Source organism: Natronolimnobius baerhuensis, assembly GCF_002177135.1.
Classification (GTDB): Archaea; Halobacteriota; Halobacteria; order Halobacteriales; family Natrialbaceae; genus Natronolimnobius; species Natronolimnobius baerhuensis.
The window spans coordinates 1-22734 of sequence record NZ_MWPH01000006.1; the positions used below are offsets into that span (position 1 = coordinate 1).

Below are 22734 nucleotides of genomic sequence, written 5' to 3' on the forward strand. Positions count from 1 at the left end.
AGCCTCGAGATGGAGCCTGTCGATCCGAAGAAATACGTCCCTCGATTCTGTTCTGAACTCGAACTTCCCGAAGAGGTACAAGCGAAAGCTAACGAAATCATCGATACGACAGCCGAGAAAGGGTTGCTGTCAGGCAAATCACCGACTGAATATGCCGCAGCGGCCATCTATGCCGCTTCGCTCCTGTGCAATAGCAAAAAGACCCAGCGTGAGGTCGCGGATGTTGCGCAAGTAACTGAGGTCACGATCCGAAATCGCTATCAAGAGCAAATCGCTGCAATGGGAATTCACAGCTAACGTTGCTCAGTTGGAATCAGTTCACAGGTAGTAGTCCTCGCGTTCGATAACCTCGGCGAAGGCAACGGTTTCTGTGACATCCGTGAGTTCGATGGTCACTCGTTCGCCCTTCTCCGTATCGGGGACAATGATCACATAGCCTCGCTCGACACGAGCAACGCCATCACCTTGCTCTCCGAGACCTTCAATATCTACAGTTCGGGTTTCGCCTTCCGCAACAGGTGGCTCTAGAGTGTCTTCCTCTCGTCTCTGTGTGCTGTCCTCGCTAGGAGTGGTTTTCGTTTCAAATAATCCAACGCGATATACGTCGTCCTCTCGAAGATTTCCAGTTTCAATTTCAGACTTGGGAATTTCGATAACGTACGAATCGCGTTGTTCTGTCACGCTAGCACTAAACAAACATAGTAGGGTGTCGGGAATCTGCATCACTATCGTTCCTTCTCAAAGCACTGTGTAGATACCCTCTTGAGCCCATCGGTGACAAAATTTCTGGCTCTGTTGAAATCTACAAAATATGATAGGTTCGGTACCCTCTGCGGTAAGTACAGGTGAAGGACATACCGACCGATAAAGACTATGCACAGACTGACGAGAGTTCGTTAATGAGTAACTCGTTTTATCACACCTCAAAATACAAACGTCAGCGGCTCGAACGTGCTATGCGTTACCATGGTGTCGATACATCGCAAAAACGGTGAACAAGTCATCGAGAAGTGGGACACCGTTTTCAACGCTCTCTCGTCGGAGCCGCGTCGCCAACTCATTGTTTCTCTCTTGGACGCTGGACCCAATCAATCAGTCCCGCTACCCGAGAGCGCAATAATGCCAAACGTTCCACCTAACCCGAAAGAACTTCGTCAGGAATTATACCACGTCCATCTGCCGATGTTAGCGGATATGGAGTTTATTACTTGGGAGAGTGAACCATTGGTCGCTTCTTGCGGTCCACGGTTCGATGAAGTAGCAGTGGTTATCGAAGCGCTCCACGCGGAAGCGTCCCGTATTCCCGATTCATTAGTTATTGGCTGTCAACGGCTTGAGGAGGAACAGCAGGATAGCGTCGATGTCTAATAGACAACTCACGCGGTAATACGGTTCGGTGAAACGACTATACCGTTTTTGACGCGCTCAAACCCGACACTGATAAATGTTATATATGATGTAAAGCGTTATATCAGACATAACGATGGAGATAGAAGTACGGTTACCGCTACCGGACGAGCAAATATTCAGGTATGAGGCAATGGACGACATCCTCGAAATTCTTGCCCAGAATCCATCAACTGAATTTGGGAACAGAGACCTCCAAGAACTCACTGGATTCGGCGGCCCCAGCGTTTCAAAGGGGCTTTCGCTGCTTGAGTCGATGGAGTTGATTGTTAGGCGAGACATCGGCAATAAGACGCTATATCGGATTAACGATCACAGACTACGAGAGGCTGACGACCCATTCCTCGAGATACCACAGACCGAGTTCCGGAAACCACTTCGGAAATTTGTGTCTCAGGTTAGAGAGGAACTATCCTCAACAGCCGGGATAGTTTGCTTCGGAAGTGTGGCACGAGGGGAAGCAGACCGTATGAGTGATATCGATCTTCTCGTGCTTGTCGACGATGATGACAAGTTGGTGGCCATACGGCGAACGATCTCTGATATCACCCACGAACTTGAAACAAAACGGATAGATGGACAGCGATACGAGTTCGAAGTTTTCGTCGAATCCCCGGAGAGCGCCTGCAGACGAGGGGAAGACCTCCAACCAATTTTACAGGAGGGTGTCGTTCTCTCGGAGAACGAGGCACTGTGGGAAGTGAAGCACGATCTGTTCGGAGGTGGTGACGAATGACCTCGAAAAAGTTTGAGTCGGCGCTCGGTGATGCGGAAGATGCGTTCCAGAGAAAACCCACAAATCCTGAGGTCGGACTCGAGCACGTTTCTGACTCAGCTGTTCTTCAGTTACGGAAAGCGTGTCGCCTTCTCGATGCTGCAGATTTTCTTCTCAATCGTAACGGGCACTTCACAGTAATTATCGAGGCGTGTTTCGTCTCTATCGAGCGCTCGATCCAATTCTACGTTGAAGAGAAGGGATATGATGTCGCTGGCCAACGGCATACCGAAGTGTACGACCTTGGTGTGCAAGCAGGTCTCTTCAGACGAGACGTTGCTGATCGACTCGAAGAGCTGTGGATTGAGAACCGGTCAGAATCATATTACCGGACAGGAGTAGCTGGCGAGTACCGCGCTCAAACGATCTATCAAGTAGCCGTGCAGCTTCACGAGGAAATCGTTCAATTGACCAGAACACAGGACTGCCTTTGTTAGTGAAACGCCGGATCGAACCATCTCTCAGTGTCGCTCGAGTTGTTTGTAGCTGGATCACTGGTCTCCTCAGTGTAGTTTTCCGAATCCTTGTCGACCTCGTCGTTATCAACATCGTCTACAACGGAATGACCGATATCGACGTTCGTACTTCTGGTTTCGTCGCTCACACCCAGCGATCAACGATCACAACTGCTGGTTTGAACGACAGTAGCTGCTACTGGTGATGATGACACTCTTCACTAGGTTGTACACACAGTAAGTACGTTTCCTTTGTTCGCCCAAAATGTACTCAGAGGTGCTTTCAGGCTCAAACAAGATGTTATACAGCGGAAATCTACTCTCCCCCCTGACTACACAAAGTCAGCAAGTGCCGTTGTTTCGAGTTCCACTGTATCCGTTTCAAACTCATTCATGAGTTCTCGGCTATCAGGGACTTCGAATGAGATCTGTGGGGTTGACTACTGGACCTCTGCTATAGTGACCGTTAGAATCGATCTGGGCGTTTCCGTCGAGAGCTAAAATACCCTCTTTCGACTTCTAATGAGATGATCTGACAGTTAAAATCGCTGACTTGGGATCAAGCCTCGAGGGGTCTCGATATGCTTTTCCGACTCTGTTGAAACCCTTCACAACTGATACGAACACCGTACTGAATACAGAGCGCGAATGTGGCACGGAGGTTCTGTTGAAATCCTATTTTCAGATGTTTTTCGACTGAAACAGCCGGTAGAATTCGCTTGCGTACCGAGCAGTATTTCAGTTTTTAAACCAACCAAACAACCCGAGTGAAATAGCGAATAATCCCCATAGAACTGTGCGGAAATTGGGTTGTGACAAAGCGATACCAAGAATAACTACTCCGGCTATAACGGAGAGAATCCCGGTGAGTTTTCGATACTGCTGTAGCGACATATGATGTGGGGAGTCTATTATATAATTTGGAGCGTTTCGTCTATTAATTACTTGGCTTGTACTGACCGCACCGGGATAGAATCTGTCACTTGCTGAGAATTTCAACAAAGCCAGATGATTTAATTTACGAGCCCTCGACTGAAAGTCTTTCAGAGAGTGCTTCAGCGATCTGCCCAGCCTCATAGTTGTGGGTTAACGTCTGTTCTTGAGGCCCTGTTTCAACCTGTATTGGGTTTTCTGGTCATTGCAACAGCGGTAGAGACCGAGTAGAAAACAAGTAGAGATTACTTTCAATCCCGTGCTGGGTTTTCTGGTCGTTGCAACCGCTCGATCACGAGGACGGCCACGACGAACGCGATGAAGTCGCAGTGGACAGAAAACCCAGAACCGGATTGAAGCGGCGACACTGACGCGGTCTAATGCTGTCCTTCTCGGTCGCAGTAGGGAGAACGTAGGAACAGTGTAGAGTAACTCCGAGTCATGCTGTATCGGTAACGAGAGTTGACGACTGTTTGTATAGTCTTAACCTACAAGCGATACTGGTGACATCCAGTGTTGGTTAACATGGTTTCAGTTACTAGATTCTATGAGCCACCAATACCCTTAGATCCATCCTATCATCGTTGTCGATACACTCAATAACTAACTCGAAATCCAACAAAGTACGACATCAATCAGGACCAGCGGAACTGGTGGGATGAGGGTGTTGCAACTTTGAGTCAGTAATTCGCCATGTTTGGAGGAGGAGCCCCCTCAATTCAGCGTAGGTCACTGATTCGAAGACTACTCACACACCACTCATTCAGGTTTTTCGACTTTAAGATATCAATAGCAACCATGCCAAGTTTTTGTGCGCCAACAGGCACGAGGCGCACTGAAGTGTGCCTCGAGATTACAGATGAGTACTGACCAACCAATCTATAGCGAGACGCATCGAGAACGGCCGACTGATGACGAATTTTCGACCGGCCGTTCCCAAAGCTATCCAGGCGATATCGCACGTCTACACGGACACGAACTCGTCGCAATCGATGAGTGGCTCCCTGGAAAGGCCCCATCACCTTACCACATCGACCTCACAGACAGCTACGAGTATCGGACCCGGTACTGGCGCTGCAAGAACTGCGGCCACGAGCGCAACCGTCGCGATGAGTTCACCACTCCTTGCGAAGAGCCCCAACCAGCAACTCCCCTCGAGGCTGGCGGCTACTCAATTGACGAGCCACGAACTCGACGTGCGCTCACCGAAGGGATCGACGTCCACTTTGTCAAACGCGGACCCGTGTACGAGGTCGTCAGTGAGAGCGAGAGTACGTACGAAGTCGACGTCGATAAGCAGACGTGTACCTGACCTGATTTCGATCAACGCCAACCAGACGGCGGTTGTAAACATCTGCGGCGTGTCGACCTCGAGATCCGGACTGGACTTGTTCCTGGGAACGTTCCGTCGCTAATAGCAGGGACTCGAACTCATTTTCGAGAGTTGAGAAACATCACGTACGGCGATCGACGCTGCAAAGAAACAACTATTGGCTAGCCTGAGAGAGATGCGAATGTGACTGACGACGTCGCGTATCCTTCGGTTGAGGTCATTCTTGACCTCCACAGGCAGATCGTTGAAGAAGGTGACACCACAGAACCCGGAATTCGGTCGGAGGACGCAATCGAATCTGCAGTACAATACGTCTCTGAAGGATACTTTGGGGAGGTTCCACAGACACTGCATGAAAAAGCGGTGCATCTGATGCGTCTTCTCGTTGCAGATCATCCCTTCGTCGATGGGAACAAGCGGACTGCACTCCGAACAGTGGTTGTCTTCTACATGCTGAACGAACACACGTTTGATTACGGCGACGAAATTCGGGCCTTACTGCACCGCTTTGCAACCGATGAAGCCGCCGTCGACATTAAGACCGCAGTGATCTACTTCCGAGCGTGTGCTCGTCGCAACAGATAAAGGGATACAATGAGTACGTTCAATACAGAGATGGCTTCCAGCACCGATTCCTCGGCGACGGTCGACGAAGAAGTCCGCCGACTGTACGAGCGGTATCAGGCGGCCGAGAGCGACGCCGAACGTCACGAGATCGCCTTCGAAATGGGGAAGCTTGACGGACGCCGCCACGCAGACATCTACGCAGCGCTCGAAGACGAGTAACTCAACAGTATTCTCAGCACCTCCTTAGCTATTGACAGCTGTTTCACTACTTAGTGACGACACCCCGTGACCAAACAACCATTACGGAGATTGACCTCCTCCCGCGCCTAAAGTCGCGGGAATCCCACCATGGAATTTCAGGCCGAGCGCGGCCCTAAGGTTTCAATACGCTTACATGTGAAATATGATGGTGTACGTATACAGAAAGAGTAATTATATTCGACCTTAGATCTTCCTTCAAATGTCTAAATTTACAAACCAAGACTCTCAAAGCAATACGACATTAATGGATGGATTAAAACCCTTCGACACATATTCCTCTTTCACCCATATATTTTTGTACCTTTTGGGCATCCCTCTTTGGATATTAGTATACTCTGGCATGAGTCGAATAGTAGTTGGAGACGGGGTGGTGATCGCTACCTATGCAGCAATCAGTGCTGCATTAGTGATGGGCATATATTATTGCGTTCTATTTATTATGGGTGTTGGTTCACCGGTAGGAAATATCCTCGCACCGGCAGGTATTACGCTTGCTATGCCAGGAGTTGTTTACCGTACACTACTGCCAGGTGGCGTAGTGAACCAGAACTCCGTGGTGCCAATTTTAGAAGGTGAGGTAGGGATGCTAGCTTTTGCGATTGGTCTTGGATTCCCGCTTCTTATATTACCATTATATTATTTCTTCCATTCAAAACCATCTCAGTGGGAGAAAGAAGTAATGCCAGATGGATTTAGTTTTATTGAATATGTGCTTACCACTGGATCAGACACATCGATACAGAATATTGTGTCAATCCATCCAAAAGCAGGTACTGTTGGTCTTCCACTATTCTTTCTTCTTTTGTTCTCTCTTGGATTCACGCTAATACTCGTCTCAGATCAATATTACATCAATGCCGGAGATTTTACTGGACTATATATGGTTATTTTTAGTATAATATTTATACTAGTAGTTAGAGAATAAATTGTGCCCTATGGGTTAGTATTTTCCATTTTACATTGGTCATATTAGTTGAGGATCACAACAAATAATATTCAGGAGAAAATAATATGAGAAAATAAATTGATATCTGTGTCACTCGATATTGGGAGATAATATATTCACCAATTCAAATATCTGCTTTTTTTGCACGGTTAAGATAAGATTCAATAGAATCAATGTCCGATACACATGATGCTTGCGCTGAATTTGGTATCTTATTCAATGAATTGACCAGTCCGTAGAGTCCATTGAGCCAGGTGATGTTCTGTTCAATCTGCTCGTTTGCATCTACTTCATTTATTTTCCCTTCCTCAATCTTTTCCACTAAATCTTTCAGATCAGTTGTGTCGTCTGTGGCGTCGCCCCTGAATAAGCGACCATCTCGAAGGGGAATATCGACCGTTATACGCGTACTGTCACCTTGATCACCGTCCGGTCTTGTTTCCATTATGAAAGATACTTTACACTACCAGTTAACCATTATTCACTCCAACAAGTGAGTGTGGATTCATAGCAACTGTTTACAAGATATTATGTAAACTAAAAAGAATATTTATGCATAATGGTTACTGAAAATCCTGAAGAGTTAGCCTGAGCAGGAATTAATAAGACTGCAGTGAAACACTATACCGAGACATAACTGATGGAATTTTTAGACAGTGGTGACATTCGGATAAATCGAGATTTGAACGCGCTCGACGTCTTAGCGGGTGATGTGAGCTCGGCATTATCTGAGCAGGGAATTGAGCACGTCCTTGTCAGTGGCTATATGGTCGTTTTAATGGGTCGATCTCGAGGGACAGAAGACATTGACACTCTGATCGGGATAAGTGACATCTCAACAGAGACGATTGAAGCCTTGGCTGATGAACTCGAGAATCGTGGCTATTGGGGATCAGCAATGCCTCTTTCGAGTATGAACGAGATGTTCCAGCATGGAGATCCGATTCGAGTCGCTCGTGACGGCAAGCGAATTCCATCTGTCGAATTGAAACCGACGGATCTTAGTCACGTATCGTTTCAAAACCAGCGGAGAGCAATCATTGGATTAGATGACGGTGACCAAATCCATCTTCCGATAGTAGCCCCTGAGGTGCAGATTGCCTACAAACTCGATATGGGAGGGAACGTGGATTTCGAGGATGCATACTATCTGTTCAAGATCTGTAAAGGCGAATTGAATAGCGAACTTTTAGAAGGAATGGTCTCTAAGTATGGTGTAGAAGGTGAATTCCATGAGCTCAAACGCCAAGCAGAAAACGGATCGGTCTAACAGACATATCGATCCTGATCGTCTGGCGCGACGGCTCGACGCGATTGATCAGTGGGTAGCGCATATCAATTCGACCCCTGCCCCAGAATGGGGTGCAGAACTGAACAGTTTAATAAACTCACAGGTTAGCGGGGCAGAAGCACTCTCAGAGGCTCGAGGAGAGGATTTCCCACAATTTGATCACTTCGACCCAGACGCAATTCGCGCAGCGGGTCAGTCAACTGATTGATCTGCAAATATAGAATTGCCGTGCCTGCTCAGTAAGACACCGACCGTCTCGCTGCCCACTCACTCATTTTGTCTGTGATGACGTTATCGCCGTTCTGTGAGCACGTTAACACTTTGGTCCCACCTATGTGATTTGATTGGAGTTTGTCTGAAGCGATTGGCTATTCTACGTTTACAGCCCGCACGTCGCTGCTCCCTCGGTGTGCTTACGGCTCACTGCATTCGCCGTTCGCCTCGGATGACATCGTAGTCGAGGCCAGTCTGCACGAGCATATTCATCGCTGCAGTAACTGACGAACGAGGATGTCATTCACTTCGCGAATCCGGATTGAACGATAGCTCGATAATCTCTCCAGCTTCGAGTTCTGTCTGCTCCAGCAATTGGAGGAACTGCCTCTCCCTCTCCGCCACTCAGCACGCGAGCTCTGACGGTCTTGTCGGACTGCTCGAGTTTTGCATCGATAGCGTCGAGTCGAGCGAGGAGTTCGGCCTCGAGCGACTGTTCTTCGAGTGAATCAGTCTCAGCCACCGACTCTTGTTCGCCAGTTGTGACGGCATCGGAACTCGTGGATACATATGGATCTGCCGCAGTCCGTGCAAACGTCGCCTTGAGGGCGTCGAGGTTAACGCCTTCGGCCTCGAGAGTGATCGGTTTGCGTCGGATGACATCCAGTGAGGTATCCACCTCGAGAGTCTGTTCCTGTAGCGCCTCCAACTGGCGTCTGCGAATCCGAGTTGCAGTTGCCTCCGCGATCCACCCAGGGGCGTTCCAGCGTCCATCTTCGTAGAGTCGGTGGACATTCAGGTCATTCGTGCCCCAGGTGAAACATCGATCAAAGCGGCATTGGAACCGGTTGAGCGGATCGCCTCTCGCGTGCTTGATGAGGCCGATCAACTTGACAGTCTCGAGGTTGTCCACGAGTTGTATGCCGTCAATGGGCTGATGTTGATGTCATTTCGAACAAGCCGTGGCAGGCATCCAACCCAGAGAATCCGCGGCTGAACTCGCGTGTTGGTTCGCTTCAAGAGATTCCGTTTAGCGCCTACAGCGATTCACAGCTCGTCTCAATTCTCGAGCAGCGCACACAGGCCGGAATCGAACCGGGTGTGGTCTCACAGGATAACCTCGAGTATATCGCCCGGCGCGTGGATGGGGATGCGCGGCAGGCAATCTCGCTGTTGTATCACAGTGTTCGGAACCTCCAATTTGGCGACCGGGTGGAACTCACCGAAGCGGCGATCAACGATGCCGAACCCGATGCAACCCGCCATATCGTTCGGTCGCGTCTCTTGTCGCTGTCGCGCGACCAACGCATTGCGCTTGAGTGTCTAGGAGAAAACGGGCCGTCAACGAGCGGTGAGTTGTATGTGTGCTACCGCGACCGGGTTGACGATCCGTGTACGAAACCCACTGTTCGGGGCTGGATGCCGAAATTCGGGGGGTATGAGTTAGTCGTCAACAAAGGGCCGTCGCACGCGCCGCGTTATCGCGTGTGTGAGCAGGTACTCGAGGAATTGGACTACAAACCAATATGAGGTGATGTGATCAGTAGAGTTACTATTACATATGTGGGAGAAAGAGAATTATCAATGAGATTGAATTAACAACAATTGTTGTGACGATGATGCCGATAAGAGACCAAAATACAAAACTCCCAGCTTGAGCTGGTGCAATACTCCACTGATGATCAAACACAAAATATGGGGCCGTGCTAAGGATTGCGACACATGACACTATAAGAAGGAACGATATTATTGTTAGACCTATATTTTTACTAGCCAATAGCCACCTCAATCCTGTTTCTGACTGTTTGGTTCGAGTCTGGGTTATCACATATATATGAATTATCGCATAGAGTGATATTGATCCAACAAAAAAAGTTACTCCAATTACGAATGGAACATCAGTTGCTGAATTGGAATATCCTAGTCTGTCCATAGTATACCAGGCGATAAACGATACGAGTCCAGCAATAAGGACAGAGGTTGCGAGTTTCTTTATATTTAATGAAGATGCCATTTTGAGATTTGTAGCCATTTTATTCAATCTAATTGAAAGATTATTCCTATATAGTATTTATTGTTGAGATAGTTCCATTAAATATCTGATGTGAAGGGTCATAAAGTATGGGATATTGTCACAGCTTGTCTTTATTTTAAGTTCGTTTTATAATAAAAAGTATAAGTCGAATTTGTACTTCTATCAAATCTAGAAAATCTAAGAGTGATCTTAGTTAATTAATCATCATTTCAATGGTGTTGTTAATGGTGAGTTCTGTGGTATCAATGCCGGCGCTCGCAAATTCCGGATCTCCAGCTGTCAATTTAGAGAATACTCCACTTGGTCACGATAACGGAGGCCCAGGACATACTCCACCCGGCCACGATAACGGAACCCACAATGAATATTCTATCCCAGAAAGTAATCTCACAGTCCCCTCACACATTGAAAACGCTACCATAGATGATGTTGAAAACTTGACTCCGTTGGAGAAACGAGTCTGGGCTGTTATGAAACTCGAGACAACTAAACCATCAAATAACAAAGCGGCTCAGCAATTAAAGCGAGCACATGAAAGTGTGAATGGATCACTTGAACGATTCAAACGCACAGAGACGCCCTTCTCGAGGTTCTCGACGAGCAGGAGAGAGGACAGTGACGCTCGAGGGGTCAGTCGAACGAGAGCAATTGCACGACGACGTGGTGAAGATCCAATTGCAAAAACACATACAAGATATCGATGCCTCAGTTGCGGTAATCCTCGGTATCGACGACTTTCTTCGTTTCGTCGTGGGTGAGGTCGCCATCTGTTGAGACGACTGGTGCATCCAATTCTCGGCCGACCGCTGCCACAATCGCGTCGACACCGTCAAGGAACGGTCCCTCTGGCCCGATCTCGTCAGCGATCTCTCCAGCGAGAACGGCCGTGTGTTCGTCAACTGCGTGCTTTTCGGTCCACGCGAGATCTGCGCGAGCACCTTCGACATCCCCAGCTGGGAGATTCCCCTCACCAACTAATACCTCGGCGTACGCTGGAACAGGAACAACCCACTGTTCGGACTCGTCGCCGTTAGCTTCGTAAAACTCTTTGACCGCCTCATCGCCTTTGAGGTAGTCGATAAGAAAATTCGCGTCGAGAACCTTCATGCGTCCGCGTCCTCACCCGCATCGCCGGCCAGTCGTCGCATTCGCGCTTTCCGCTTCTCCTTTGCCTGTTCTCGCTGCTCGCGAACGCGCTCGGCCTGGTCATCTGACCACCGGCCAAAACCATCGTAGAAGTCACCCTCATTGTCTTCGTCGAGGACACGCTCGAGAACGTCGTTATAGGACTCTCCCTCGTGACGGCGTCGATCAAGGATGCGCTTCACTCGATCGCTGACTCGGATCTGTTCATCGGCGGTTGCCATGTCACGTCAACGTTCGCGTTGACAGGATTTAGTCGTTGGGTTGGTCCTCCGAAAGAGAACGCCACTGTGACAGCTCTACCCGTCTTTCCAAACTCACTTTTGCTATTTTTCACCTCCTGTACAGCTATTGTTCCTGTTGTATACGAATCCACAGGCCGTCCTCGAGTTTAAATACGAATACGGGGCCAATTCCTATAGCTCACTGGATCAGAGAGAACAGGCTCACAGAGAATTGCGTCCACGTGGAGAAGCGCTTCCTGCTAACGATCCCGAACTCGAGGAGGCTCAGGAAAGTACACGGAACGTCGGTTGGTGCTGCCCGCCGATGCAGCAATCCCGGGTGAAACGGGAGGTGAAGAATAAGAGCCGGTGACAGCTGGTGTCTTCGGGTGACCGGGGACAGTGGGTTCCAGGACGCCTCGAGAGAGGCCTAGTGACTCTCTGAGAAAACTAACTGACAGGACGAACGCGGGTTGTACGAGGGTTGGTTACATTCGCCGAGTAGTAGCGTATTCGTCTGTCAGTAACCCACGACTGAAGTCGTGGGCTTCCTCCTTGCATTTCTGTGAACCGCCTCGGATTCAAATCCCCAGACACTTGGCCTGCTCCGCCTGTAGAGTACAGCGCACACCTCTCTCAGTAGTGCGCACACCTCTCTCAGTAGTGGGGAGTTCGTGCGCGTCAACTCCGGTTCTCTAGGAGGTCTTGGATCGCGTAGTACGCGGGCTTAGGATTGAAGTTTTCGTCGAAGAGCAGTGGGTCGGCCGTCACGTCGTAGCGATTCTGAAGCCAAGTACCCGCGTCGTGGACGCCCCACGTGACGAGCGTGTTACAGCCGTTGTCGAGACACGCCTCGAGGACATCCCGATAGTACTGTGCCTGGTGTTCGAGGCGATCGTCGAACTCCTCGTCGGGACCGTACGCGACGTCCATCTCGGTGACCTGGACGTCCAAGCCGAGGTCTTTGAAACGACGGATGTTTGCGCCGACCGCTTCGGGATCTTCTCGAGTGTGTTGATACGACGGAAGGGAGTGCATCTGGATCCCAACGCCGTCGATCGGCACACCACGCTCGAGCAGACGTTCCAGGAGGTCGTAGACGGCGTCGGCCTTGTCGTTGTCTGACGCGATCTCGTAGTCATTGTAGTAGAGATCGGCGTCCGGCGCGACGTCGTTTGCCCACTCGAAGGCCTTGTCGAGATACTCCTCACCCATTGCCTCGTACCACATCGTCTCGCGCATCGACCCGTCATCGGCCACCGCTTCGTTCACGACGTCCCAGACGTCCACCTTGTCGTGATACCGGCCGGCCACCGTGTGAATATGATCCCGGACGAACGCCTCTAACTGGTCGTCGGTGTAGTCCCAGGCGAGGAACCACTCCGGGGTTTGCTTGTGCCAGAGCAACGTGTGTCCCCGGACGGTCATGTCGTTCTCGACGCCGAAGTTCACGATCGCGTCGGCGTCATCGAAATCGTAGACCTTGGGTTCGGGGCGCAACGGCCCCATCTTCAGCGCGTTCGCTGTCGTAACCGCGTTGAACTCTCGCTTGAGCGTCTGTGCGAGTGTCGGATCGTCAGGATACTGTCTGAATGATCGAGCGGGAACGCCTGCCCCAATCGTCACGCCGTTCTCGTCGGCCAGTTCGCGGAGTGTCTTGTCACTGGACATTCGCAGATACGCGAGCGCGAGGCGACAAAGCCGTATGGATACCGGAAACAATATTGTTACAGATGAACCCTTGTGGGATTAGTCCGAGGAAAGAATGACAGTTGACAGTCCCCTCTGCTTGACCTCCTCCCGCGCCTAAAGTCGCGGGAATCCCACCATGGAATTTCAGGCCGAGCGCGGCCCTAAGGTTTCAAGACGCATACTGACGAGAATCATCGATTCTCGAACCACTTACCCTCGGGGCGATTCGGATCTCGGAACCGCTGGCCAGCGGCGAGGGAGACGACGATTGCCAGTAACGTGATGCCAACACTGAACCCTGGTGTCCCATCCTCAACAGCGTCGGTCGTACCATCCTGATCGTTATCGCCGGCGCTCGAGTCATCACCATCTGCATCCACGTCGGACGCCTCATCAGCATCCGTGTCGTCGGCAGTCGAGTCGGGATCGTCCACGTCAGGCGTGCCGACACCGACCCCAAACTGCGAGAAGCCGTCGACAGCGGCACTGAAGCGTATGTTGTTATCCGCCTCGTCGAGTACTGTCGTCTCGAGTGGCCGCCACTCAGTAGTGTCTGAATCGAAGTGATACAGTGAGACCGCATCGATGTCACCGTCGGCGGTCTCGAGCGCTTCGGTCGGAATAGTAAACTCGATTGTCGCCGATTCGAGCTGGTCGGATTCGAAGTCGGTGGTGATCTGGAGGTAGCCACCCGCCTCGAGACCCAGATCCAGGTCGCGAACGTCGTCGGTGGTCGGGGTGCTGGCCTCACGGATCGTTAACGCCGTGTCGATCGAGTCGGAGAGTTCAATGTCGAGTTGCTCGGTCGTCGCTACTGGGCGGTCCTCGGCTGTAGTGTCGTCAGTGAAGAACCGGAGTTCGATCGTTCGGGTATTGCTGAATTCAAGGTGTGATTCGGAGATACCGTCGCTAACGGAGGGAGTGATGTCTGCTCGAAGCTCATCACCCACAGTGCGAACCGATGTCGTCTCATCGCTGTCTACTGCTGTGCTGGGGCTGCTCGTCGCGCTTCCGGTGGAGGGCACAGCTTCGACGGTCACCGTTGTCGGAGCGGATTCAACCTCGTTCAGTTCAGCAGTCACCTCGTATTCGCCAGCGGCAGTTCCCTCGAACGTGCCGTTGTCTGCGTTCGTCCAGTTGAACGCGGTGTCGTCATCTTCGACGACGTTCCCGAATTCGTCGAAGGCAGTCGCCACGAAATCGACGGTCTCACCAGCGTCGATTGTCTGTTCTGCGGCCGGATCGAGTTCGACCGACGCTACGTCTCCGGGCTCAAAGGTGACAGATCCCGTAGCGTCGATTGTGGTCTGCTGTTCGGTAAAGACGATTTCGACGGCGTCCTGTGCCGTCGTCGAATTCACCGCGAAGGTAACCTCGCCGTCAGCGTCGGTGGATGCAGTCGTCGTCGTCTCGTCGCCGTTGAGATGAAGATCGGAACCATCACTGCCATCGGCTTCGACGTCGACGTTTGCGACCGGGTTGTCGTTCGCGTCAGTGATGACGACGGTGTAGGTGATCGCGCTCTCGCCGTCGGCGGCGATTGTCTCGTTGGCGGGATCGGCAGCAATTGCAACGTCAGCGGGGTCGCCCGATTCGAACGTTACGGTGGCGTCTGCAGTTCCCGCATCGGACTCGCTGAACTCGAGAGTGTACACACCGGCGTCACTTGAGGTCGCGGTGAACACTGCCTTACCGTCTGAATCGGTCTCACTGGTCTCGCCAGTAAGATCTTCGAGCCCATCGGCGTCGTCTACCTCGACAGTTGCCGCTTCGACGGGGCTTTCGAACGCGTCCGCAACGGTCACCTCAATCTCGACTTCTTCATCGTTGTCGGCAACCGCCCCGTCAACGGTCACGGTCGCGTCGATCTGCTGGGGGATGGTTTCGACGGTCACCACCTCGCTGTCAGTGTCGTCGCCGCTCGTCACGGTCACGCTTCCCGTGCCGGCGTCGCTGACTACGGTGTCCCATCGTAGGGTACGTTTTTCGGAGTCACCGCTCTCGAGTGTGATCGCTTTGGTGTCCTGTTCGTCGCCGTCGAAATCACGCAGTTCGACAGTCCGGTCGCCGTCTGCACCCCAGTTGGTGACCTCGGAGGTCACCTCGAGGGTGTCGCCCTCGCCGACTGGTGCGTTGGTATCGGTGACGTTCACCCCGTAGAACGGCTCGATGTCTTGCCAGGCGAGCGCCGGGTAGGTGTTGGTGGCATGCCAGGTGCCATCGGTGCTCTCAGCGGGGAACTCGAAGTCGGACATGAGCGCGGTAGCGTTTTCGCCGGTCATCTGGGCGGTGGTGAAGCCTTCCCCACCCCCGGCCGAGTCGTCTTGGCCAGTCGTTTCAGTGTCCCAGTAGGAGTCTTCGACATCGCTTTCGGTGTCGTGGAAGCCAACCAGCCCGCCGGCCGTCGTTCCGTTGACAGCGCCAGTGGCGTACGACTCGCTGACTGTGCCTTCGGTGTTGTAGCCGACCAGCCCGCCGACAAAGTTTCCGTCGACAGTGCCAGTGGCGTACGACTTGCTGACTATGCCATCGTTGTAGCTGATCAGCCCACCAACAACTTCCCCACTTCCTTTGACATCACCGGTTACGTACGACTCGCTGATCACGCCATTGTTATAGCCAACCAGCCCGCCGACATAGTTTTGACCGTGAATGTCGACATCTTCGAGTCCAACCTTCTCGATGGTTGCATCGTCTGTGTACCCAAACAGGCCTATAACGTCCTCGTCGCGGTCAATTGTGAGATTCGAAATCGTGTACTCGCTGCCGTTGAACCAGCCCGTGAACTCCTCGCCGTCCTCACCAATTGATTCGAATCCGTGACCATTGTTAACCGCTGCATCGGCCACGTCGTCGTAGCCAGCCGTCTCCGTGTCAAGGTCGTTCGTCAGCGTGAAGTTCGAATCGAGGTTCTCGCGCACGTTGTCGAGATGGTACCAGTCTTCGATTACGTAGGGGTCATCCTCGCCGTCGCCGTCCGCGTATAGCGTGGCGTTCGGTGCTGGGTCCTGTGGATTGTCTTGGAGGGTAGGATAGTACTCGAGGGCTCCGTCGGCAGAATCACCCTCGGATACGTCCCACGACTCCTCAAAGTCAAATTCCATGCTGTCTTCGGCCCTGTCGCCAGTCATCTCCACAGTGGTGAGTCCCTCACCGTTGCCGCCAGATATTGATTGACCTGTGCTCTGTGTATCCCAGTAGGAGTCGGAGACGGTACCACCGTCGTCGGTCCCGACGAGTCCACCAAGCGTCGTAACGCCGTCGACGGCCCCAATTGCGTACGAGCCCTCGATCGCTCCGTTGTCGTTGAGGCCGACAAGTCCGCCAGCACCGGTGGGCCTCAAATCGGTATCGCTGTCACTGGAAACCGTGCCTGTCGCGTAGGAGTGAGACACTGTCCCCTCATTCGCGCCGACGAGTCCACCCAGATCGTAGCTCCCATCGACATCGGTGCTGGCGACGGATTCCGTTATCGTCCCGCGGTTATTGCCAGCGATGCCACCCTGTGTATGGAAGGAGCCATCTATATTTCCAGAAACCGTCGTTCCTGTCACTTCTCCCGAAGCAAGTCGTCCGACCACTCCCCCCACTATTGAGGACCCATCGACGCTGATTTCTACGGTCACGTTGGTTATCGACGACCCCCGGGCACGCCCCGCGAGACCTCCAGTACGTGCGTTGCCATCGACGGATCCCTGAATGGAGACGTCCGTCACCTCCGTATCGACCGCCAACCCGACGAGTCCGCCGGTGTCCCACTGGCCGCCGGAGACATCAATCACTTCGAGGTGAACGTTCGTTATCTCCGCCCCATTGGTGGCCCCGAACAGTCCAGTCTCGTCCTCACCGCTGTCGATGATTAGATTCGAAATCGTGTGGCCGTCACCATCGAACTCACCCTCGAACGGATTGTCTTGACAAGAGATGCCTCCGCACTCACCGATCGGCTCGAAGCCATCGCCGTCGTTCCAGTCGGCCGTTGCGCCCGCGTCGATGTCGCTTACAAGCACATAGTTCTCGTCGAGTCCCGGCCCGTGCTTCTCGTCGCCGATACACTGTAGTTGGGTAACGTTCTCGACCTCGTAGTACCCCAAACTGTTCGTCTCGTACGCCACGGTGCTACAATCCGGCGCGGAAGTCTCGTCGGCAGCCGCGGCCCCCGTCGCCGCCGCTACCCCGACTGTAAGAACGACCAGCACGAGCAAACCAATGCCAACACGACGCGGATTCATCGGGTACTCCGTCGAAGCGCATCTGTCGCGACCGCTCGATGTGGGAGTTCCCGCCCGTACATCCGTTCTGTCGTTCGGTCGCCGCCCCTAGCGCTCGAGCCCCGTTCAGTCACCAGTTCCCCCCGTCGCATCGGCCTCGACGGCCGGGTGATCCCGTGTAGCATGTGTGTGTATTCCGTTCGACTCGCATTCTCGGGTCGTACCTTTCACCCGAATCACTTAGCCGAGATACCAGTGCATGGTGGTACGGAGGGAAATCGACCGGAGAGTCGATTGTGATAGTAACAACTGCAACGAGGCACACACTGATCGCGCAGCCGTCGTGCGATCAGGTGTGCATTGGCTTGCAGCGACTACTATAGTTGCCCGTGGAAACTCGTTGGAGACCAAATCGTCTGTCGGAAGGCTGTGCCGGTGGCATACGACCCTGTGTTGACAGAACGAATACCAACGAGTAGTGGTGTGTCGAGAAATGGCACTCCGAGAAAGTCGTCGGGGGCCGGTTGATCAATTCGTTTGCGAACAAATTCGAACCGATAGAGTGGTACTGGCTGGCGTACAAAACAATCACAGACTCATGTATATCGCCGGGCTGATCGCCTACGCCGGGTCGGCACTCATCGGCGGTCTGCTGGCGGTCGCGCTGCTGACAAAATACGACCGCCGACAGCCCTCCTTTACCTTCGGTCTGTTTCTGCTCGTCATCGGCTTCTGGGCGGCGGCGTACGTCGGCTATCTGGTCGCCTCGAGCGAGCAGTGGCTCCTGTTTTTCATCCAGCTGTCGTATCTCTCAGTCGTCTCTGCGCCCATCGTCTGGCTCGTCTTCGCACTCCAGTACACCGATCACGAGGCCTGGCTCTCGAGGCGACGGATCGCCCTGCTGTCGGTTGTTCCTGCGGGCGTCCTCACACTTGTCTGGACCGCACCATCTCACTCGCTGTTCTACGTCGACACCGTGGTCACGATAGTCGACGGCGTCGCCCTGCTCGACACGCCGCCCGCGGTCGGCCACCGAATTAATATCGTGTACGGCTACGGGCTGCTCCTGATCGGCACCGCCCTGATCGTCGCCGAAATCTTCACCACAAACCGGCTCTACCGTCGACAGTCGCTGGTGCTTTTGGCCTGTCTGAGCGCGCCGTGGTTCGCAAACGGCGTATTCCACCTCGGCGTACAACCGATTCCGACAGCGGATCTCACCCCGGTCGTCTTCGTTCTCGCCGGCATCCCACTGGCGGTGATCGTCCAGCGCGCCGAACTCACCGGCTTCGTCCCGGTCGCCCACGAACGCGTCTTTCACACCCTCGACGATCCCGTGTTCGTTCTCACCGACTCGAATCGGATCCTCGATGTCAACCGCGCTGCTCGCATCCTGGTCGACGCCGACGCCACCGTCACACCCATCGAAGGCAGCGATATTACCGACCTGCTCCCAGAAGCACTGCTCGACGACGATGACCTCCATCCCGATCTCGAGACTGCCATGGGCTGTGTGATTGACGTCGACGGCAGGCCCCGACAGTACATCGCCCGCGTTCGCGCCATCGATCCGGGCCTGCAGGATCCACGCGGTTCTATCGTTTCCCTGACGGACATTACGGTTCAAAAACGCCAGCAAGCAAACCTCGAGGCCAAAAACGAACAGCTCGAGCGCCTCGCCAGCGTCGTCTCGCACGATCTCGCGACGCCGCTTGCAACCGGCGAGAGCCTGGTCCACCTCATCCGTGCCGATGTCGACGATGGAGATCCGGAACTCGAGCAGTCGCTCGACGATCTCGAGGCCGTCCACGCCCGGTTGCGGGAGTTCGCCGAGGCGCTCCCCGAACTCGCACGGGAAAGCACCGACGTTGCGTCACCGGTCGAGTGCGATCTCGAGTCCGTCGCGCACGCGGCGTGGGACGTCGTAGACACTGGCGAGTTGACCCTCGTGATCGAGTCAACACGGACAATAAGGGGAGATCCACGGCGGCTGCAGCAGGCGTTCGAAAACCTGTTCCAGAATACCGTAGCGCACGGCTCTACGAACCCTGCTTCACAGACCCAGCAGGATACCGTCGAACACGGTTCACCGGAATATCGCCCGGACGACTCCAAGATCGCCGTCGACGCTGACGTCGTCGAGCAGAACCAGAATCGGGAGGAATGCTGGGCGGGCAAAATTGCCCCTCCCAGCGAGCAGACCAGCGGGGCAGGGGAAGCGGACGACACTCGAGTCACGACGGTTCGAGTCGGAACAGTCGGGGCGGCCGTCGACGACAGGGATGTAGGGGCCGACTCCACCGCTCGAGAAATCGCCCGGAAACGCGGCTTCTACGTCGAGGACGACGGCCGCGGAATCCCGCCCGAACGACGCGAGCACCTTCTCGAGTTCGGGGTTAGTACGGGCTCCGGTGCGGGCTACGGGCTTGCCATCGTTCGAACCATCGTCGAAGCACACGGCTGGTCCCTCGAGATCGGCGAGTCGGCCGAGGGTGGGGCGCGGTTCGAAATCCTCGAGGGCGACTGATCAGCCTGCGGCGCACCAGCGCATAGTGGTATGCGTTTTAGTATGTCCGGTGCCGACCTCTGAGCAGTGATATCGACAGCGCGACCGACAAATCGACTCGCCTCCCCACAAAAGGGGTGCCAGATCGGTCGCGACGGTCCCCCACCGACGGGAGACACCACAGCGGGCGGTGAGAAGACACCCCAATGACAGCACTGAACACAGACACTAGATTGAACGACCGATACGCCCCGCCCGGGACGGTCGACGCCCTGCTCGTCGACGACGACGAAACGTGGGCCAGAACCCAACGACGAGTCCTCGAGCGGCACTACGACGCCGTCTCAGTCTCGACGACCCACACGCTTCAGGACGCCCTCTACGCCCTCGAGACGGGGTCGCCAGATTGTCTCATCTGTGACTACCAACTCGGCGACGGCACCGGGCTCGAATTGCTAGAAGCGATCAGACGTGACCACCCGAAGCTGCCGTTCGTACTCGTCACCGGACAGGGGGACGAATCGGTCGCGAGCGCGGCAATCCGAGAGCACGTTACCGACTACGTTAGAAAGGACGAACTGGCGAGTCAACCTGACCTCCTCGCCACGCGGGTCGCGTCCGTCGTGGAGGCCTATCGGACAGAGCAAGCGCTCGAGCGCGAACGGCGGAGCAAAGAGGCGCTCCGTAGACTGGTGACCGCCAGCACAACCAGACAGGAACTCGGCCAAGGCGTTTGCCAACATTTCGTCGACGAGCACCGGTACGCATTCGCGTGGATCGGCGTCCTCAATCGCAACGGCGCGGTCGTCCCGTTCGCCACGGCCGGCGACGACAGCTACCTCGAAGCAGTCCTCGAGCCGGGGACGAAACCTGACGACGGGGCCGAGCCAGCGGTGACGTCGCTGGCGTGTGGCGACACAGTCGTCGAATCACCGATAGACCCCGTCGGCGAAACACCAGTGTCAGTCGATGCTGAATCAAGAATCGAAGACGCAAAATTGGGCCCCGATTCCAGCGAAGAGATCGACGGGGACCAGAGCGGAGCGCAGTGGCGACACGCGGCGCTCGAGCACGGTATCGGCTCCGCGATGGCTGTCCCCATCGAGCACAACGGCGTCCATTTCGGCGTCCTCGCCGTCTACAACGACGAGGTCTCGTTCGACGGCCAAGCGAGGGAGTTGCTCTCCGAGTACGCCGAAACGATTGGCTACGCCTTCCAGGCAACGGAGTGGCGACGGGCACTGTTCTCTTCGGCTATCACCCCCCTCGAGATCACCGTCGCGGACGAATTCTCAGCCCTCGTAGCGCTCTCCCGCAAACTGACGCGAACGGCAACAATCGAGGTCGAAACCGTCATTCCCAGAAATGACGATGAAGTGCTTTATTTGGCCTCGATCTCGGGTGCGTCCGCGAACTCGCTCGAGGACGCCGGCGAAGCCGTTGTATCCGTACGCTCGCTCGAGGTGTATGAGACCGGCGACCCTGTGCGATGCGGACTCATCGTGGAGACGCCGGTGCCGGAAACGGTCCTCGTTGAGGTGGGCAGTCGATTCCGACGAACCGTCGTTGCCGACGGTCAGATGCGTATCTTCGCGTCCGTTCAGGCTACAGAGGCGGTTCGCCCCGTAATCGATCGTCTTGAGGACGCGTTCGCCGATGCATCGGTGACGGCGGTCTGGTCCGACCACTCACACCCAGAGGACACCGACGGGGGTGGACTGGAACGACTGACGGACCGGCAGCGTCAGGTGCTGGAACTGGCGCTCGATGCAGGATACTTCGAACGACCACGCCGGCACAACACCGGCGAACTCGCGGCGATGCTCGATATCTCTCGAGCGACCTTCACTCAGCATCTTCGTGCTGCACAGTCAAAGGTGTTCGAGGACCTGATATCTGAGTGATTCTGGACGGATCAGCAACTTCCTCGGGTACACTGCTACTGGGTAGATTATGTCAGTTTGATATCAACGTCGGTATCAAACAGTGGCTTCAGCGTCGCTATCTCCGCTAAATGCTGAGTCGATGGATCAACATGGACGTGCGTGATCGCAACGTCGTCCGCTCGTTCTCCCAGGCTTCGTTGAAATCCGTGACGTAGCTCTCGCTGAGCAGGTCTGCGAGTTTCATTCCAAAGTGACTCAACAGTCTGTTCATTTCGCGAACTGACTCGACAAGACAGGACTGTAAAACTCTCTGCTTCCGTTCTATAATTTAGTGTCTACTTACTAAATGTAAGATTGACTCATAAGTACAGATTAGTGTCATCGAAAGTATAAACATCCCACCAGAGACAGTGTGCACGTACATGGAATTCGATGGAGGGAACCACAGTTGGGTTACAACCGATGGGAAATACTTTCTTTACAGTATACTGGCACTGATCGTCACCCCAATACTGCTTCTTCTCGGCGGAATTTGGTATGTCGTCCTTGCTATTCCAGGGGCGATCATTGACTGGCTGATACTAACTATACTCGGTGACGGACTGATTCACGGGTTTTATACTGTTCTTATGATATTCGTGATCATCGTCGGTTTCGTTGCGATCTTTGGAGCCATCGCCACTATGTTTATTGGAACAAATCCAACGCCTGAACTACCAACAGGGGTTAGAAGTGGTCTCTGGTGGCTTGGACTGCCAGTGATTGGCGCAGCGGGTCTTCTGTACGGTTTACTCTCGGGTTTTGTGATTGACTCGACAACTCAATTTCTTGTCACTCTCCCTGTATTTATTTTTGT

The 22734-nt window shown here is 53.7% G+C and carries 19 protein-coding genes and 2 pseudogenes; 12 read left to right on the forward strand and 9 right to left on the reverse strand.

All coding sequences use genetic code 11. The features are described from left to right. Positions 1-297: pseudogene (locus B2G88_RS18555) on the forward strand (transcription initiation factor IIB family protein); the annotation flags it as partial. Between the two features lie 21 nt (positions 298-318). On the opposite strand, the gene B2G88_RS18560 reads toward B2G88_RS18555, so the two are convergent. Beyond that, entirely contained in the window at positions 319-723 is a 405-nt protein-coding gene (locus B2G88_RS18560) for a TRAM domain-containing protein (RefSeq protein ID WP_054862152.1), read from the reverse strand. Positions 724-966: 243 nt separating this feature from the next. Between B2G88_RS18560 and B2G88_RS20200 the strand changes: the two genes are divergently transcribed. From B2G88_RS20200 to B2G88_RS18575, 3 genes are all read left to right on the forward strand, one after another. Beyond that, a complete protein-coding gene (locus tag B2G88_RS20200) occupies positions 967-1368 on the forward strand; it encodes a hypothetical protein (protein ID WP_054862151.1) in 402 nt (133 codons plus the stop codon). 172 nt (positions 1369-1540) lie between these two features. Next, positions 1541-2143 carry an ArsR/SmtB family transcription factor gene (locus B2G88_RS18570; protein ID WP_245835460.1) on the forward strand — a complete coding sequence of 201 codons (603 nt, stop codon included), beginning with the start codon at positions 1541-1543 and terminating at the stop codon, positions 2141-2143. Next, positions 2140-2619 carry a hypothetical protein gene (locus tag B2G88_RS18575; RefSeq protein ID WP_087715633.1) on the forward strand — a complete coding sequence of 160 codons (480 nt, stop codon included), beginning with the start codon at positions 2140-2142 and terminating at the stop codon, positions 2617-2619. Before B2G88_RS18570 ends, B2G88_RS18575 begins: the two co-directional genes overlap by 4 nt. On the opposite strand, the gene B2G88_RS19775 is transcribed toward B2G88_RS18575, so the two are convergent. Next, a complete protein-coding gene (locus B2G88_RS19775) occupies positions 2616-2786 on the reverse strand; it encodes a hypothetical protein (RefSeq protein ID WP_176393298.1) in 171 nt (56 codons plus the stop codon). The genes B2G88_RS18575 and B2G88_RS19775 overlap by 4 nt on opposite strands. A 1643-nt stretch (positions 2787-4429) precedes the next feature. Between B2G88_RS19775 and B2G88_RS18580 the strand changes: the two are divergent. The 4 genes and pseudogenes from B2G88_RS18580 to B2G88_RS19305 form a co-directional block, all read left to right on the forward strand. Next, a pseudogene (locus B2G88_RS18580) lies at positions 4430-4966 on the forward strand (hypothetical protein); the annotation flags it as partial. A gap of 120 nt (positions 4967-5086) precedes the next feature. Beyond that, positions 5087-5488 (forward strand): type II toxin-antitoxin system death-on-curing family toxin, encoded by a 402-nt coding sequence (locus B2G88_RS18585; protein ID WP_087715634.1) that lies wholly within the window; start codon positions 5087-5089, stop codon positions 5486-5488. Positions 5489-5518: 30 nt separating this feature from the next. Beyond that, positions 5519-5689: a hypothetical protein gene (locus B2G88_RS19780; protein ID WP_176393299.1), complete on the forward strand. Its 171-nt coding sequence runs from the start codon at positions 5519-5521 to the stop codon at positions 5687-5689. Positions 5690-5930: 241 nt separating this feature from the next. Then, complete coding sequence (locus B2G88_RS19305; RefSeq protein WP_140408921.1) at positions 5931-6656, forward strand: hypothetical protein; 726 nt, start codon at positions 5931-5933, stop codon at positions 6654-6656. A gap of 145 nt (positions 6657-6801) precedes the next feature. Here B2G88_RS19305 and B2G88_RS19310 read toward each other — a convergent pair whose 3' ends face one another. Continuing rightward, positions 6802-7122 carry a hypothetical protein gene (locus B2G88_RS19310; protein ID WP_140408922.1) on the reverse strand — a complete coding sequence of 107 codons (321 nt, stop codon included), beginning with the start codon at positions 7120-7122 and terminating at the stop codon, positions 6802-6804. A gap of 195 nt (positions 7123-7317) precedes the next feature. Between B2G88_RS19310 and B2G88_RS18595 the strand changes: the two genes are divergently transcribed. Beyond that, a complete protein-coding gene (locus tag B2G88_RS18595) occupies positions 7318-7947 on the forward strand; it encodes a hypothetical protein (RefSeq protein WP_054862147.1) in 630 nt (209 codons plus the stop codon). A 538-nt stretch (positions 7948-8485) separates the two neighbouring features. On the opposite strand, the gene B2G88_RS18600 is transcribed toward B2G88_RS18595, so the two are convergent. Next, positions 8486-9094, reverse strand: coding sequence for a hypothetical protein (locus B2G88_RS18600; RefSeq protein ID WP_054862145.1), 609 nt, complete (start codon positions 9092-9094; stop codon positions 8486-8488). Positions 9095-9243: 149 nt separating this feature from the next. Between B2G88_RS18600 and B2G88_RS20205 the strand changes: the two genes are divergently transcribed. Next, a complete protein-coding gene (locus tag B2G88_RS20205; RefSeq protein WP_394335717.1) occupies positions 9244-9711 on the forward strand; it encodes a Cdc6/Cdc18 family protein in 468 nt (155 codons plus the stop codon). A 1210-nt stretch (positions 9712-10921) separates the two neighbouring features. On the opposite strand, the gene B2G88_RS18610 is transcribed toward B2G88_RS20205, so the two are convergent. The 4 genes from B2G88_RS18610 to B2G88_RS18625 form a co-directional block, all read right to left on the reverse strand. Then, positions 10922-11323 carry a PIN domain-containing protein gene (locus B2G88_RS18610; RefSeq protein ID WP_087715636.1) on the reverse strand — a complete coding sequence of 134 codons (402 nt, stop codon included), beginning with the start codon at positions 11321-11323 and terminating at the stop codon, positions 10922-10924. Next, a complete protein-coding gene (locus tag B2G88_RS18615) occupies positions 11320-11583 on the reverse strand; it encodes an antitoxin VapB family protein (protein ID WP_087715637.1) in 264 nt (87 codons plus the stop codon). The genes B2G88_RS18610 and B2G88_RS18615 overlap by 4 nt, the downstream gene beginning before the upstream one ends. 681 nt (positions 11584-12264) lie before the next feature. Next, positions 12265-13254, reverse strand: a complete 990-nt coding sequence (locus tag B2G88_RS18620) for an endo-1,4-beta-xylanase (protein WP_054862142.1) — start codon at positions 13252-13254, stop codon at positions 12265-12267. Between the two features lie 212 nt (positions 13255-13466). Beyond that, positions 13467-17507, reverse strand: coding sequence for a GLUG motif-containing protein (locus tag B2G88_RS18625; RefSeq protein ID WP_087715638.1), 4041 nt, complete (start codon positions 17505-17507; stop codon positions 13467-13469). A gap of 577 nt (positions 17508-18084) precedes the next feature. Here B2G88_RS18625 and B2G88_RS18630 point away from each other — a divergent pair. Together B2G88_RS18630 and B2G88_RS18635 are read left to right on the forward strand one after the other, a co-directional pair. Continuing rightward, positions 18085-20013 (forward strand): sensor histidine kinase, encoded by a 1929-nt coding sequence (locus B2G88_RS18630; RefSeq protein WP_087715639.1) that lies wholly within the window; start codon positions 18085-18087, stop codon positions 20011-20013. Positions 20014-20198: 185 nt separating this feature from the next. Then, positions 20199-21896: a bacterio-opsin activator domain-containing protein gene (locus tag B2G88_RS18635; protein ID WP_087715640.1), complete on the forward strand. Its 1698-nt coding sequence runs from the start codon at positions 20199-20201 to the stop codon at positions 21894-21896. A 106-nt stretch (positions 21897-22002) separates the two neighbouring features. Here B2G88_RS18635 and B2G88_RS19785 read toward each other — a convergent pair whose 3' ends face one another. Continuing rightward, positions 22003-22149 carry a hypothetical protein gene (locus B2G88_RS19785; protein WP_176393300.1) on the reverse strand — a complete coding sequence of 49 codons (147 nt, stop codon included), beginning with the start codon at positions 22147-22149 and terminating at the stop codon, positions 22003-22005. Between the last annotated feature and the right edge of the window lie 585 nt (positions 22150-22734).

Excerpts from the sequence above, each read along its gene's own strand:
- B2G88_RS19310 (WP_140408922.1), bottom strand. The coding sequence starts at position 7,122 with ATGGAAACAAGACCGGACGGTGATCAAGGTGACAGTACGCGTATAACG.
- B2G88_RS18560 (WP_054862152.1), bottom strand. The coding sequence starts at position 723 with ATGCAGATTCCCGACACCCTACTATGTTTGTTTAGTGCTAGCGTGACA.
- B2G88_RS18625 (WP_087715638.1), bottom strand. The coding sequence starts at position 17,507 with ATGAATCCGCGTCGTGTTGGCATTGGTTTGCTCGTGCTGGTCGTTCTT.
- B2G88_RS18620 (WP_054862142.1), bottom strand. The coding sequence starts at position 13,254 with ATGTCCAGTGACAAGACACTCCGCGAACTGGCCGACGAGAACGGCGTG.
- B2G88_RS18610 (WP_087715636.1), bottom strand. The coding sequence starts at position 11,323 with ATGAAGGTTCTCGACGCGAATTTTCTTATCGACTACCTCAAAGGCGAT.
- B2G88_RS18570 (WP_245835460.1), top strand. The coding sequence starts at position 1,541 with ATGGACGACATCCTCGAAATTCTTGCCCAGAATCCATCAACTGAATTT.
- B2G88_RS18595 (WP_054862147.1), top strand. The coding sequence starts at position 7,318 with ATGGAATTTTTAGACAGTGGTGACATTCGGATAAATCGAGATTTGAAC.
- B2G88_RS18630 (WP_087715639.1), top strand. The coding sequence starts at position 18,085 with ATGTATATCGCCGGGCTGATCGCCTACGCCGGGTCGGCACTCATCGGC.
- B2G88_RS19305 (WP_140408921.1), top strand. The coding sequence starts at position 5,931 with ATGTCTAAATTTACAAACCAAGACTCTCAAAGCAATACGACATTAATG.
- B2G88_RS18615 (WP_087715637.1), bottom strand. The coding sequence starts at position 11,583 with ATGGCAACCGCCGATGAACAGATCCGAGTCAGCGATCGAGTGAAGCGC.
- B2G88_RS18575 (WP_087715633.1), top strand. The coding sequence starts at position 2,140 with ATGACCTCGAAAAAGTTTGAGTCGGCGCTCGGTGATGCGGAAGATGCG.
- B2G88_RS19785 (WP_176393300.1), bottom strand. The coding sequence starts at position 22,149 with ATGAACAGACTGTTGAGTCACTTTGGAATGAAACTCGCAGACCTGCTC.
- B2G88_RS19780 (WP_176393299.1), top strand. The coding sequence starts at position 5,519 with ATGGCTTCCAGCACCGATTCCTCGGCGACGGTCGACGAAGAAGTCCGC.
- B2G88_RS18635 (WP_087715640.1), top strand. The coding sequence starts at position 20,199 with ATGACAGCACTGAACACAGACACTAGATTGAACGACCGATACGCCCCG.
- B2G88_RS20200 (WP_054862151.1), top strand. The coding sequence starts at position 967 with ATGGTGTCGATACATCGCAAAAACGGTGAACAAGTCATCGAGAAGTGG.